A 15,267-nucleotide genomic window follows, 5' to 3' on the forward strand; every position below is an offset into this window, starting at 1 on the left:
AATGGACTGCCTAAGGCAGCCCCTGTATTAACCTTTTACACTGCCCATAACTAGGCCCTTCATGAAATATTTCTGTAAGAATGGATAAAATACTAAGATTGGCAAAGCCGCCAGGAAAACTTGTGCCGCCTTGAAAGTACGATCTGATACCTCTGACATGTACAGTTCTGTTGATGAAAGCGTACTGGAGTCAGGATTGACTATGATCGTTTGCAAATAGCTTTGCAGTGGATAATTCGAAGGCGAATTCATGTAAATCAAACCATCGAACCACGAATTCCAATGCATGACTACGGTAAAGAGCGTGATTGTTGCCAACGCCGGTTTGGATAATGGAATGTACATACTCCATAGTACCTTCCAGTGACCCGCTCCATCGATGTATGCTGCTTCTTCAATTTCTTTAGGTAAATTTCGGAAGAAGTTCAACAACAATATCATGTTGAATACATGTACGGCCCCAGGTAGGACTAATGCCCAAATGGTATCGAGTAAGCCGAGTGCTTTCATCGTCATATAGCTAGGAATTAATCCGCCATGGAAAAGCATCGTGATAATGAAGAACCAAGCATATACATTTCTTGCACGAAGTGTAGTTGTTTCTTTCGAAAGCGGATAGGCAATTAGGATGGTAACGACCATATTAATCGCATAGCCGAGCACTACTCTTTGGATGGAAACGAACAACCCTTCAAGGAATTCCTTCTTTGTTAGAGCATGTTTATAAGAAGCGATCGTGAACTCCACGGGCCAAAGTTTGACGAGGCCTCCTGCTGCAGCGCTGCTAGAGCTAAAAGAGACAGCTAGCACGTTAATCAGCGGCAATAGACATAGGAATGCTATTAAACCCAACAAAATATAGTTGATTAGCAGAAATAATTTTCTGCTTGTTGAAACTTTTTGCATAGCCTTTCCCCCTGACCTTAAAATATCCGATAACCCGTATACCGATTGGCAAGCTTATTCGAAATGACAATTAAGATGAAAGCAATCACGGATTTAAACAAGCCAACCGCCGTTGCTACGCCATATTGCGCATCCACTAAACCGATCCGATAAACCATCGTATCAATAATATCTCCAGTACTGTAAACCATCGGACTGTACAGATTAAACACCTGGTCAAACCCAGCGTTCAGTACATTTCCTAAGCTCAGAACAGTCATCAGCGTGACAATAGGCAGCATGCCGGGAATAGTAACGTGGAGTGTTTGCTTCCAACGATTAGCTCCATCTACAACCGCAGCTTCATACAAAGACTGATCTATTGCCGTCAGGGCAGCTAAATAAACGATCGTGCTATATCCGAATTCCTTCCACGTGTCGGAAGCGACAAGTGTAAATGGAAACCAGTTTTCGTTGCCAAGGAAAAAGATCGGTTCAATACCTAGCAGGCCAAGCATCTGATTCACTATGCCGGCTGAAGGCGAGAGAATATCAATGAGAATGCCTCCCAGGATGACCCAGGACAAAAAATAAGGGAAGTAGATAATCGTTTGAACGGTCCGTTTGAACGCCGTGCTGATGACCTCATTTAAAAGCAGGGCAAAAATGACGGGCACAATCAAATGTACAATGATTTTCATAACAGCAATGAACACCGTATTCCATACCACACTGCTAAAATTGGGCATCTCCAGCATATAGCGGAAATTATCAAGCCCGATCCATTTGGAATGAAAGATTCCTTTGGACGGTACAAACTTTTGAAACGCAATGACAATCCCCGCGATCGGGACATAGCTAAAGATTATCGTAAGAATAACACCAGGTAACAACATAAGATGCAAAGGAATTTCCTGCAGTTTTTTGTTCATCTCCGTTTTACTCCTCTCCATTTGCATAATGGCACAAATAACGAAAGGGAAAGCAGTGTACGACCGCTTCCCCTAAGCTCCAATCCGTATTAAGCCGCCAACTTTTTATTTACTTTTTGCATACCAGTCGTTGACTTCCTTCGTAATCTGTTCACCGCCAAGCTTCTTCCAGTCTTCAACAAATTTATCAAACGTATCAATGGATTGGCCCATAATAATCTTTGTAAATACTTCTTCTTCCAATTTCAGAAGCGATGCATTTTTCTCCACCATCGTTGGTGTTGCTGCACCATAGAAAGCATCCAGCATGTAATTATCGTCTTTTACGTACTTGCTAATAACATCGAAGCTGCTCGGCGTACCGAATACACGCTCCGTACCCCAATTCGCATTGTTTCCTTTACGGTAATCTACGATTTTGTCGTAATAACCCTTCTCTTCCGTTGTCAGCTTAGATGCATCGTTCGCAGCAATCGCACTTAGCGTATTGTTATGCGCACTCAAGTTTTTGTTTGCTGGCTCTGGGTTCATCAGACTATAAAGATAGACAGGAACATTCGTAGGGGAGAAGCTCATCTCTGGTTTGATCTTCTTACTCTCGTCATACCCATCCATTGCGAAGTTCAGAAGCTTAATAATGGCTTCCGGATTTTTGCTTTTCTTGCTAACAGCATAGTAGCGTTGAATTGGCATTTTACCGATCGGTGTTGCCTTCTTATCGTCGACAGATACCAACGGAATCGCTTTCCAATCTGCTTTTGGATCGTTATCGATGTTCTTTTGGATGATTGACAATGGAGCAGACATGCTGCCGTAGAAGATACCTACTTTGCCGCCAACAACGGATTCCGTTACCTTCGCACGATCTTTAACGCCGAATTCCTTATCGAGCAAACCTTGCGCGTACATATCTTGGAGCTGCTTCAGTGCCGTCTTCACTTCTGGCAGAACACTTCCGTAGGCAAGCTTGTTACCAGAAGCATCCTTCACCCATTTACCCGCATAAGCATGAAAGCCTGAGAAGAAGCCCGTTGTTCCAAAATGCGTATCCGCTAAGAACGATTTCGTAAATGCCATTCCGAAGGTATCATCTTTGCCGTTTCCGTCCGGATCCTTCTTCGTGAAAGCTTCTGCAACTGCCAGCACTTCTTTCATCGATTTCGGCTCTGAAAGACCAAGCTTTGTTAACCAATCCGCTCGTACATACAAAAGCGGAAGACCGTCGATTGCCGACGATGTCTGAGGAATCGCCATTAGCTTACCGCCAATCTTAGCCGTATCGAAAGCCTTCTGATCCTGCTGCAGAATACTCTTCGCCATCGGTGAGGCATACTTGTCATACAGCTCCGTCAAGTCATAGAGCATGTCGTTATCAGCTAAATCCGTAAGTTGCTTATTTTTCAGCCACATGACATCAGGAAGATCCCCCGCTGCGATTGCCACGTTCAGCTTCTGATCGAATTGCTCGACAGGTACGGTCCATTGATATTTCAAGTTAATGTTCAGGTCGTTTTGATACGCTTTTGTATAAATATTATTTTCAATCGTGTCGCCATTCTCATACTTGTAGGTTGCTTCTGTGTAGCGCCAAGCTGTTATATCCACCGGTTTTTCATATTTTGCCATCAAGTTAGCCCCAGACGCAGAAGTCGCAGGCGTCGCCGTTGATTTACTATCCTTTGAACCCTCTGAACTACAAGCAGAGAGCACCAATAGTCCTGCTGCTGAGAGAATAACGGCCGATTTAGCTTTATCTCTTTTTCTCATGTGAACCTCCCCGAAAGATCTGAATGTACTAGAGTTGCTACATCTCTAATGGTAATGCGCAATCAATCGGCATTCAATATTCATGTCTTTACATTTGAATCACTTGTTTACTTGTTGAAAATGGAGGTCCTATACTCCAGTGGGGTCATACGTGTAATCTTGCGAAAATAGCGCGTAAAGTTCGTCGCTGTTCCATAGCCAACCTGTTCGGCAACCTCTTGGATTTTAATATTCGGATTTTCCAGTAAGCTCTTGGCTCTTGATAGACGGGTTGCCGAAATGTAATCAGATAAATTGGTTCCCGTGACCTGTTTAAATAATCGTGACAAATAGGACGGATTAAAATACACCAGCTCCGCTAATTTCACCAGTGACACCTCATCCGGATTATGAAGATGATCCTTAATGTGTTTCTGAATCAGAGATATAATTGCATTTGCCCGTCTCTCTTCTTCTTGATTCTGAAGATTGAATAGAATTTCTTCTACACGGCTCAGATACTCAAATGCCACCCGCCATGACTCATGCTCGCCTGGCTGCATAAGCTTGTGCAAGCCAATCTGGGTAGCAACCGTCTCTACCAAATTCCAACGGTTCATATAGGATAAAAAAACAAGTCCAATGGAATAATAAAGCTCTTGCGCAGGGACATCATGCATGCTCTCGATATTCTTTAGCGATTCCGCACAAGCAAGTAACGTATTGCGGAACTCCACACGTTGACCATGCTCTAATTGATCGGCTAGTTGGTCCAATTTTGCTTGCCGAATCTGCGACTTCTCACGCTGACTCCCATCCGACTTCTGAAGCTCATGCTCCACCATTTGTTTATCTAGAAGCAGCATGCCACCGCCTTGACCAATCCGATAATTCATCAGCATCGTAAGCGTTGAGAACCGCTCTGCTGTGCCGCCCCATGCCACTGTACTATCATCCAAAACAAAAGAAAGTATTTCGCCGACGGATTCGCGACAAGCTGCTTGAACCAACTCCAAATTCCCTTGTACGAACGTCAGCGTGCGCTCCCATCCCTCTTGCTCCAAATTATTTCCTAGGGGTTGAATCAGCCAAATAAGGTCCATATGCTCATTCACCGCATCGATAAAAGAAACATGGGATGACATGTATTGTTCGGCAATTTTCTTAATCCTGTATAGCTGCCTAGACTTCTCCGAATACGTCGTCCTGTTAGACAAACTATTGCTTCTACCCAGCATAATAAGGACAGGGTGATCCGCTTTCAGCGGTATTCCTAGCTCATCGAATTGCTCTTGATTAATCTCACGTACATCGAGCTGCTCATTCAGAATCTGCTTCACATAATCGTTTTGGAGCATCCCCCTCATATCGTCCAACTGCTCCTGAGCGATCTTCAGCAATGACTGCGCCCTCAACTCCGTTTCAATCTCAGCAACGGTATGCTCAACCATTTGAATCACTTTCTCATAGCCTTCGGTTTTCAGTAAGTAACTGACCCGTTCATACTGAATAGCGGAGTAAATATAGGAGAATTCATTGTATCCCGTGAGAAAAATAACCCTGCATTGCGGCCATCTCTCCCGTATTTTCTCTAGCAGCTGCAAGCCATCAAGCCCTGGCATCCGAATGTCCGTAAGTACGATATCGAAGCGTGTTCGATCGAATTGCCGCATAGCCTCAATACCCGAGTATGCTTTATACACATCTAACTCCAGCTGAGGAATACTCTGTAGAACCTCATAGACCCCGTCTGCAATAATCATCTCATCGTCTACGACTAGCACCCTGTACATTTATACGCCTCCATTCGTGTAATCGATCTGAATCGTCGTCTTCAACCCGCCCCATTCACTGCGTTCCACAACTAACCCGCTAGTCTGTCCGAATTTCAATCGAATTCTCTGGTGGATGTTCAAAATACCTGTCGTCTCCACCCCATCTTGGTTAGATAAGGCAACTCTTAGCAGCTCGATTCGCTTCTCATCAAGTTCCTCGCCGTTATCTTCAACAATCATATGAATCACATTAGCGATCTTAAGAATACGAACCCGCAAAATGCCATTCGCTGGCTTCCTTTCCAGTCCATGTTCAAAAGCGTTCTCAATAATCGGTTGGAGAATCAACCTCGGCACCATGACATGCCCAACATGTTCAGGCAGTTCATCGAATTCAACTCGCAGTCGATTCGAGAATCGCATAGCTTGAATATCCGCATACACTTTAGCATGATTCACTTCTTTCCAGAGCGGTACCTCATCTGAACTATTCCGTGTAACGAATTGGAAATATTCGCCCAGTTGATTCGTAAATTGCTCCAGATTCTCATAGTCACCAAGCCGTGCCATCGTACTCAGAATAAAGAGGTTATTGTACAGAAAATGAGGATTAATCTGGGATTGAAGCTGCTTCAATTCCGCCTTCTGTGTTAAGAATTGCTGTTTATATACTTGATCAATTAAGGATTTCAAATTTCCAGACATGACATTGAACCGCTTATAAATATACTGAAATTCATCGTTAATCGTATGATCAATCTGAACGTCTAGATCGCCATGCTCGATTTTACGGAAAGCTTTGACCAGTTTATCCAACGGTTTATGAATGTATTTGTACACATATAACGAGTAAATAATGATTATAAAGAGCGCTACTGCTGCTAGTAAAACAAACCAACTTCTATACTTCTGCAGCGGTTGAAATACGGCATTTTCCGGTACATATTTGCTTAAGACAGCACCAAAAAAATGAGAAGATGCGTATACAGCGAGATAATGCTTGTCATTGATGATGAGCTTCTGCGCCTTGCCCATATTCACGTCGCTCGTCATGCGGGCAGTGATCTGTTGATCGAAAGCAGGATCATGACTAGTCGTGATAACAAACTGAGAGCTGTTGAATATCAGTCCCTCATCCTGTGAATTCACCATTAATTTCAAATGCTCTTCCAGCTTTTCCTTCGACAGTTCGATGGCTACAATAAAGAGAGGCCCCCTCTTGCTACTTGGTGTAGAGAAAGGATACACAGCGCTCAAATACATTCGACCGTCAACATTCATCACTTGCGAATCTAAGGTCAGCGGAATGTTCCTTAATTTTTGAAAGGCTTCCTGATCAAAAGAAGAGATCGTTAGCGCCGACACATTCTTCTGGATGGCCGGGATGTAAGCGTACACATCCTTTATATATGTGCTGCTGTTCCGAATGGCATTGAGGCGCTGCTGGAGACGCAGAATACTTTGCATTTTCTCAATATCATTCAAGGAATCCGGAATCGCTCCTAAGGCATTCAAATTGTCATCACTTAACACATCGTACTGCAGTGTTTGTATACGTCGGAATTCCTCCTCCAGCCCGCTGAAATACCCTGAAACTTGCGAGATCATTGATTTGGATATTTCATCTTGCAGCGTTCGAATCCCCCAATTGTATATAATCATGCTAAGCAGGTAGAGTGGCAAAAGAATGCAAATAAATGAAAGAATTAATCTTTTGAGTGCATTCTTCTTCCAAGGATGTCTCGTTATATTCAGATTCATTAGTAGTCCCCCTTTCGTGGAAAAATTATCCACTTCTGTTATACTCCGGTTCATTCACCAGACGACCGAAAGTTAGTTTAACAACAATACTAACATGAAAAATTTAAACTTAGTAGTGAATGATTCTTCACAATCTGGCCTTATACAGTTTAACCATTCATTGATCTTTGCATTTTTGTCTCTACTGCTGCTTCAACCTTCTGTCACAACCAAACCGTTCTCTGCTACTCAAAACAAATTAAATGCCACACATTACTCATGCGCCCCTCCGAGACTTTCAACTAGTTTAAGTGACTCTTTCAGCTCTCGACCATGCCAGCTAGCTCACGGAACTTTTAAAAACTGCGAAAATACATCTTTTAATAGGGTTTTGAGCTAAAAAGTGGAAATTGCTGAGATTATGCATCTTTTTCCACCGCATTTATCCTTTTTAGGAAATATCGGTAAAAAAGGATGTATTTTCGCAGCAATTCCTCGATAATCGGTCTATTCTCCTTAAAAAGATGCATTTTCGCAGCAATTTCTCCTCTGCTCCTATCGAGATGGCCTAACAAGAAAAACACCTTCTCCAATGAGAAGGTGTCTTGAGAAGGTGTCGCCTTTATTTGCTATCCGTAGCTGGCTCGATCAATCGATGACGATACCACTGATCCCCCTTGAAGCGCATGAGGAATATAAGCCCACGAACGCCCCATTCGATATTCATCGCTAACCATACACCAATGATGCCCATATGAAACATGATGCCCAGTATATAGCCCAGAACGACTCGGAACAACCACATGGACAGCATCGATGTCAAGGATGTGAATTTGGAATCACCCGCAGCTCGAAGCGCTGCTGGCAAGAGAAAGCTGATTGGCCAGAGCGGCACTTGTGCAATCGCATTAATCAACACGATAATGAAAAGCTCCCGAATGATATCATCCGGTGGGTGAAATAAGCTGACCAGCGGCTTGAACAACGGAATAAGGATCAACGCCATGACGAAGAGTGTAAAAGACGCTAGCCAAAGGAATGATTTGGCAAATTTGCGGGCATCTTTCACATTTTGCGCCCCCATACATTGCCCAATTACAGTTACCGTAGTCAGAGATAACGCGGCTGCCGGGATCTGCAACACACCTGCTAGTGTACCGCCAATGGCATTCGTTGCCATGGCATGCGTGCCGAGACTAACGATAAATATCTGCGTAACAATTTTCCCGCCATTAAAGAACATCTGCTCCGCCGCAAAGGGAAGCCCGATAAATAAAATTTTCTTCATCATCGCTATATTTACATGCAATAAATCATACAATCGCATTTTAAAATTCGTATCTAATTTTACCACATACAATACCGCTATGAATGCCGCCAGAAATCTAGACACATTCACAGCGATAATTAATCCATGTACTCCCATATGTAAGAAATGGATACCTATCACATTCAAAAGTACATACGAGACATTCATGATTAAGGAGAGTTTCAAGGAAGTTCGAGACTTTCCAATCCCTCTAAGCGCACCGCAAACAGCCTCTACAATAGCAATCCCCACATAAGATACACTGCTCCCGATCAGATAGGTCTTGGCATAAGCGAACACCTCAGGAGAAGCTGTGCCAAATAGGAGCGATAAGACGGGACTATGAAACACAATCAGTAACAAACTAATACCGAGCGCAAATGCCGACACCAAGGAAATAGAGCTAGCAGCAGCTTTGGCTACCATCCCATCATTGCCGCTTCCTTTGTACTGGGCGACCACAACGGTTCCACCTGTCGAGACGGCTATGAATACGCTGATTAGAAATATATGGAGCGAATCAATCATACTTACTGCACTAACCGCAGCAACACCTGAGGAACTAATCATCGCAATGTTCACCAAGTTGAGGCCAACCAGGAAAGTCTGATCAATCAGAATCGGTATGTATAAGCCAATAATCTGTTGATAATCCATTACTTTTCCGGAGAAATACTTATGCATAAAAGCTTTTCGTCTCAAGCTAAATGCAGTTCCCATCACATCATCTTCTTTTTCGTTAATTTATTGTCAGGTAATCAATCTTCGACCTCGCTAGTACAATTCCCTTTTTCACTCACGACTTCCTTGGTCCATTGTTGTAGATGAACAGAGAAAAAGCAAGTCTCTACCATCATAAATGGGAGAGCTTGCTTGGCTTGCGAAGCATTTTATTATACAGATGCCTTACTGCCATAACGCCGCACGCGCAGATCAGCTTGTTCCTTATGACCCATGAAATTTTCAATTTCACAGAGACGTGAAACATACGATCCGACGGTTGCGCTAGCGTCTTTCGTACATCGCTGATAGGTGCAAGTTTTCAAAAATTTACCAACCCACAGTCCACCGGTATACCTAGCAGCTCCTTTTGTCGGAAGCGTATGATTCGTGCCAATAGCTTTATCCCCATAAGCAACATTCGTTTCGGGACCTAGAAACAAAGCTCCGTAGTTCGACATGTTCGCCAAGAAGTAATCGGGATCCTCCGTCAGTACTTCGACATGCTCGTAGGCGAGTTTATCCACTTCAATAAGGGCTTCCTCCAAGCTATCCACTACCAAAATGGTGCCATAATCACGCCAGGCGACACCAGCAATATCCGCTGTTGGTAGAACCTTAAGCTGCTTCTCAATTTCCAGCAGCGTCTCCCTTGCCAATGCCTCGGAGGTTGTAATCAAAGCTGCGGGAGAAGTCGGTCCATGTTCAGCTTGACCTAGCAAGTCAACAGCCACCATTTCGGCATCCGCTGTATGATCGGCGATGACCAACACTTCAGTCGGCCCGGCAATTAGGTCGATGCCCACCTTGCCAAATAGCTGACGTTTGGCCTCAGCCACGTAGCTATTACCTGGTCCGACAAGCATATCAACGGACTCGATCGTTTCCGTCCCATGCGCCATTGCAGCCATCGCTTGAATACCGCCAAGCAAGTAGATCTCATCTGCGCCAGCGAAGGCCATCGCACATACGGTCGCAGCTGGTATCTCTCCTTTAATCGGCGGTGTGCAAGCAATAACTTTTGGAACACCAGCCACTTTGGCTGTTAGGATGCTCATATGAGCCGAGGCTACCATCGGATAGCGTCCCCCAGGTATATAGCAGCCTACTCGCCCTACGGGAATATGTTTATGTCCCAGAAAAACACCCGGAAGGGTTTCAACTTCGAGGTCATGGATCGTTGCCAATTGCTTTTCGGCGAAATGGCGAATTTGCTGCTGAGCAAAACGAATGTCATCCTTCACACGATCGGGTACGCTGGCTATAATTTCTTGAATCTGAGCTTCGCTCAATCGGAAGCTTTCTGGTGACCAGTTATCGAATTTCTCCGAAATCTGACGAACCGCTGCATCCCCACGGCTAGCAATGGCTTGAATGACATCCTTAACGGTGTGATAGACCGTCTCTTCGCTAAGTGCAGATGCTGATTGCGCATTACCTTGTTTGAGATAGGTGACCATGGTATTCTCCTCATTTTTTCGAATATTTGGATTGCCTGGCGATAATCAGACTGCCCACATGGAAGGCGAAATCACGAGTTCAGGGACTTCAGAGAAAGCAGTTTCCAATACTTGCAGTGTCCTTTCGCTGATAGCAGGTGTGGCTAGAAGCGCAATATTATCTTCTACTTGCTTTGGCGTTTCGGCACCAAACACGATGCTTGCAATACCCGGCATATGGTGGATATAAGAAAAGGCTAATTCAGGTACAGTCATTCCTTCTTGATCCGCACAAGTGCGCAATAAGGTAAGCCAACGATCCGCGACCTGCAGATTGCCTTTTAATTCCGTTGGCTGAAGGAAGAACAGTCCTTGCAAATAAATACTTCTGGCAAACAGTTTCTTATTTGCGTTTCTAAGCCTATCAAAGGCCCCATTCGCAAACATCCGACGATCCATGACGTTGATAGGCAATTGGATAATTTCGTAAAAATCATCCTGAAGCTGCTGCCAATTTGCTGCAAATTCCTGAGCTTCGTAGGAAAGGAGTGACGCTCCCACCGTGCCGATATTCCCTCTTTTTACCTGCTTACGCAGCAATTCAGTCACTTTGTCACCGAACATGCCTAATACATTTGGCCGATGAAGCAGCACGGCGGGAATACATGAGGTCTGCAAGCGTTCCATCGACCTTTGAACACTTGCTTCTATCTGTTCTTCCACATGGGTAATCGTTGTTTCATGATCCACCGTCAAGTGGATTTTGGTTATGATGTGGGCTGAACGTGCTTGTTGTTCAAAATAAGTGCCTAGAATCTGCTCTGAGCTTCCGTACACGCTTGCCGTATCTAGACAGGTAATGCCACCTTCCATGGCAGCATCCAAGATACGTCCTGCTACGCTCTCATCGGGCTGACCCAACTGATTCGCAATCCCATAGGGCATCCCCAACTGCACCGTGCCGAGCGTCAAAGGGGAGATCGTAGATGTCCATCGTTTATCGTAGCTTAACAGAAAGAATCATCTCACTTTCTCTGACTCATGCCATTATTCTCGCTTGCGAATACGCTTGGTATAAGGTGGGCGCCCGAACGGTTCTACAGGCACTTCACCCTGCGGATGGTAACCGAACTCGTCGATTCCTTGCATCATGAAAATTTCGAAATTAGGGTAGATTTGTGGATCCCATCTCACCGTCGTCTTCGAATACCGAATCACAAATCCGATGCGCCAGCGCTCAGAGTTATTGGGACCCGAACCATGAATGAGGGAATCGACATGCATCGAAATACCGCCTGCCGGGATAATCATGGATACGGCATCCTTTTCGCTGAAAGTTCCTTGGTCCAGTTCGAAAGATAAAATGGCGTCCTCGCCTGCAATTTTATGTTGAATCAGACCCGCTTTATGTGTACCAGGAATAACCTGCATGGCACCGTTCGCTTCATCTACATCCGTGATAGCCAGCCAGACGGTAACCGTGTTATTCAGTGCAGTGGACCAATAATAAGAATCTTGATGCCAAGGAACAATTTTGTCTGAATGCGGCGATTTCGTAATAAACTCAGTAGCTGCCAAATAAAAATCCTTGCCCAATACGCCTTCAACACAGCTGAGAATCTGCGGATGCGCACAAATGTCATATAGAAAGCGGCTCGTCTTATGCCAACCCATGATGTCAGACGGATTCTCATCCCCTTGCAACAAAGAAATGACCTGCTCATAACCCCTTTGCATGCGCTTCGCTTCTTCACCAAGGAAAATAGCAGGTAGATCCAATAAATACCCCTGATCTTCAAAAAATTGTTGCTGCGCTGTCGTTAATTTGTTCAGTTCCATCATCAATCTCCCTTAATCAAGATCGAATTGAGTGTCCTGCTTTCATTCAACAAGCACCTGCTCAGTGGTACCACCTCTTGCATAGGACTGGTTCAACGCCTCCGCTACATATAGTGGGTAAATCCCATCTGCCAACGTACAAAGCGGTTCCAAGCCCTCATCCAGGATATGGACCAAGTGAGCGACCGCATTGACCATTGGGCTGGCTTTGCCAAGGTCATCTTTCTCTGCTCGTTCGAATACTAGCTGCCGCATGCCAGCTTGCAATGGATGAGGCTCGGTCCCATAGTAGCGAATCTCAGTTCCGCCTTGAACCATTTCGATCATGCCGCCTTCCAAGTACAGCACGAGTTCAAACAGATTGTAATTGCGGTCATCAAACCCCTCCGCGTACCCGGTAACCCCATTGTTTGCTGCTGTAAACAAGAAGGAATACGTCCAATCCTCTCTCTCATCCAAGTTGGTCGAAACTCGCTCTACGACCTTTACTTGCTCAATGGATCCCGCCACATATCGCACCATATCGAAGAGATGAGAGCCAGTGTTGGAAATTCCACGACTATACCGTACATGTATTTTCTTCAGCTTCCCATATGTCTCGTTCTGGACTGCCCTACGAACCTGCATGGCTCCTTCACTCCATCTTCGCGATAAGTTAACGACGACGGTTCGTTCGCTATGCAGTTTGCATAAAGCCGCTATACGCTCCGCTTCTTCAAGTTCATTCGCCACGGGTTTTTCTAGAAAGATGACCCTTGCCTTCGACTGCTCGAGTACAGTCTGAAGCAAGTCATACCTCACGGCAGGCGGCGTGCAAATACTGATGATATCCAGGTGATGATCCCTTAGCATGGATGATAATTCATGATCCCCATAGAATTGAGCCTCTGGTGCGATCATTGCCAACTGTTCCGCCTGTTCTTGCCGTCTTCCGACGGTTGCAACCAATGCCACCTCTGGATGCAAATGATAGGCCATTGCATGGCTGTTTACTCTTCCTTTATAGGGAATATCAAAGGTTAAGCCGATCTTGCCCAGTCCAATTATCGCAGCGTGATACATGGCAGTCCCTTCTTTCGTCGCGCTAAAGAATTAACCTTTCAATGCACCTAAGGTAATGCCTTCCGTAAAGTATTTCTGAAAGTAGAGAAATATGACCAATACGGGAAGTGTCGCGAACATCGCACCCGCCATGGCGACACCATAGTTTGTTTCCAGTTCTGATATTTTTTGGGCAACTTTAATACCCACAGGTAAGGTGTATGTCTTCTCTCCACTTAACACGATAACTTGCCACACATAGTCATTCCACGTGTTAACAAATGTGAAGATCGCTAAGACACCAAGACCCGGCTTGGCAAGCGGCAGGATGACGCGCCAGAAAGTCTGCCATTCCCCGCAGCCATCAATTTTGGATGCTTCTACCAGTTCACTGGGAAGCGTGCCCATAAATTGTTTTAACAGGAACACACCAAAAGGCCATCCCACAACGGGCAGTAGTACCCCCCATTTGGTATTAATGAGACCTATCTCATTTAACAATTGAAAAAGTGGGATGAACAGCACCGTGTGCGGAATCGTCATCGCTGCAATCATTAACGAAAACAGCCATTTAGAGCCTTTGAAAGGAATTTTGGCTAAAGCGTAGGCGGACAATGAACTGACCGTAATAACCAGAACGGTGGCTATCAACGAGATAAACATGCTGTTATAAAACCAGGTGAACACAGGGCTATTTGTTATTAAGGACGTATAGTTATGAAATGATGGGTGAATCGGTATCCATTCCGGTGGAATTTGCAGCGCAACTTTGAGGTTCTTGAGGGAACCGCTAACCATCCAGTAGAAGGGCCAGAGGAAGAACAAGGTTAATACCCATAGAAATAAATGCCCCCCCCATAGTGGTGACTTTTTATTCGGCATCCTCATCCCACCTTCCTTAATATTCGTTATCTGATTTAAGCAGCTTAAATTGCACAAAGGCAATAAGGCTGATGATGATACATAAGACAATTCCCATCGCATTCGCAATCCCGAAGTTCATGTTAACGAACGCCTGCTGGTAGATCAGCATCATGATCGTAGTGGTGCGATACGCCGGACCGCCTCCCGTCATAATCATGATGATGGCGAATACTTGAAAAGCACCGATCGTCCCCGTCACAACGACATATAACAGCGTCGGTTTTAACATCGGAAGTGTGATTCGAGCGAACATATGCCACGGTTTTGCTCCGTCCAGTGAGGCAGATTCGTAGAAATCCTTGGGAATCCCTCCAAGTGCCGCCGAGAAAACAACGACCGCGGATCCTACGGAAATGGTTAGTACAATCACCGACAAAGCCAGCGTGGCTGAGTTGACCCCGAGCCAGTTCACAGCATCCATGCCCAATCGATCCAACACATAATTGCCAAGGCCGAACTGTCCGTTATAGATGTATTGCCAAACTAATGTTAGGGAAACAATCGATGTCACGCCAGGTATATAAAAGGCAGCTTTGAAAAAGGATTGCATTTTTTTCGGATACGTATGAATCGTTACGGCGATCATCAAAGCAATAACCGTAATGGACGGCACTAAATATAAGACAAACTCCAGCGTATTACGAATCGACTTCCAGAACAGCGGGTCCATGAAAATGGTGCGATAATTGTCCAAGCCTGACCAGTAGTACTTCGTATAATCAAAGCCATAGAAACTGCTCTTGATTGCTTTAAGAATGGGATACACGACGAACAGCACAAAAAACAACAACATCGGCAGGACGAATAACCAACCGCTGATTTCTCTACGTAAACGGATGCTGCTGATTTTCCCCTGTTTCATGAATTTCTCCTTCCTACTGCCGCTAATCTGTTATGGAAATGACGGCAAGAGACCA

At 44.8% G+C, this 15,267-nt stretch carries 12 protein-coding genes; all 12 read right to left on the reverse strand.

What is annotated here, in order from left to right; translation table 11 throughout:
- Positions 1-27: 27 nt before the first annotated feature.
- A complete protein-coding gene (locus J2736_RS08165) occupies positions 28-906 on the reverse strand; it encodes a carbohydrate ABC transporter permease (protein WP_310225301.1) in 879 nt (292 codons plus the stop codon).
- A gap of 17 nt (positions 907-923) precedes the next feature.
- Positions 924-1,817: an ABC transporter permease gene (locus J2736_RS08170; protein ID WP_310225304.1), complete on the reverse strand. Its 894-nt coding sequence runs from the start codon at positions 1,815-1,817 to the stop codon at positions 924-926.
- A gap of 105 nt (positions 1,818-1,922) precedes the next feature.
- The gene (locus J2736_RS08175; protein ID WP_310225307.1) at positions 1,923-3,584 is read right to left on the reverse strand and encodes an extracellular solute-binding protein; all 1,662 of its coding nucleotides are present in this window, start codon (positions 3,582-3,584) and stop codon (positions 1,923-1,925) included.
- 107 nt (positions 3,585-3,691) lie between these two features.
- Entirely contained in the window at positions 3,692-5,356 is a 1,665-nt protein-coding gene (locus J2736_RS08180) for a response regulator transcription factor (protein WP_310225309.1), read from the reverse strand.
- Positions 5,357-7,099 carry a sensor histidine kinase gene (locus tag J2736_RS08185; RefSeq protein WP_310225310.1) on the reverse strand — a complete coding sequence of 581 codons (1,743 nt, stop codon included), beginning with the start codon at positions 7,097-7,099 and terminating at the stop codon, positions 5,357-5,359. It lies immediately after the preceding gene.
- A gap of 601 nt (positions 7,100-7,700) precedes the next feature.
- Entirely contained in the window at positions 7,701-9,107 is a 1,407-nt protein-coding gene (locus J2736_RS08190; RefSeq protein WP_310225312.1) for an MATE family efflux transporter, read from the reverse strand.
- A 173-nt stretch (positions 9,108-9,280) separates the two neighbouring features.
- Positions 9,281-10,567 carry a histidinol dehydrogenase gene (gene hisD / locus J2736_RS08195; RefSeq protein WP_310225314.1) on the reverse strand — a complete coding sequence of 429 codons (1,287 nt, stop codon included), beginning with the start codon at positions 10,565-10,567 and terminating at the stop codon, positions 9,281-9,283.
- A 45-nt stretch (positions 10,568-10,612) separates the two neighbouring features.
- Positions 10,613-11,518 carry an aldo/keto reductase gene (locus J2736_RS08200; protein WP_310225316.1) on the reverse strand — a complete coding sequence of 302 codons (906 nt, stop codon included), beginning with the start codon at positions 11,516-11,518 and terminating at the stop codon, positions 10,613-10,615.
- Between the two features lie 75 nt (positions 11,519-11,593).
- Positions 11,594-12,388, reverse strand: a complete 795-nt coding sequence (locus tag J2736_RS08205) for a phytanoyl-CoA dioxygenase family protein (protein WP_310225319.1) — start codon at positions 12,386-12,388, stop codon at positions 11,594-11,596.
- A gap of 39 nt (positions 12,389-12,427) precedes the next feature.
- Positions 12,428-13,447, reverse strand: a complete 1,020-nt coding sequence (locus J2736_RS08210) for a Gfo/Idh/MocA family protein (RefSeq protein ID WP_310225321.1) — start codon at positions 13,445-13,447, stop codon at positions 12,428-12,430.
- A 30-nt stretch (positions 13,448-13,477) separates the two neighbouring features.
- A complete protein-coding gene (locus J2736_RS08215) occupies positions 13,478-14,308 on the reverse strand; it encodes a carbohydrate ABC transporter permease (RefSeq protein WP_310225323.1) in 831 nt (276 codons plus the stop codon).
- Between the two features lie 16 nt (positions 14,309-14,324).
- Positions 14,325-15,212: a carbohydrate ABC transporter permease gene (locus J2736_RS08220; protein ID WP_310225325.1), complete on the reverse strand. Its 888-nt coding sequence runs from the start codon at positions 15,210-15,212 to the stop codon at positions 14,325-14,327.
- Positions 15,213-15,267: the final 55 nt, after the last annotated feature.

The organism is Paenibacillus qinlingensis (assembly GCF_031455095.1).
Taxonomy (GTDB): Bacteria; Bacillota; Bacilli; order Paenibacillales; family NBRC-103111; genus Paenibacillus_E; species Paenibacillus_E qinlingensis_A.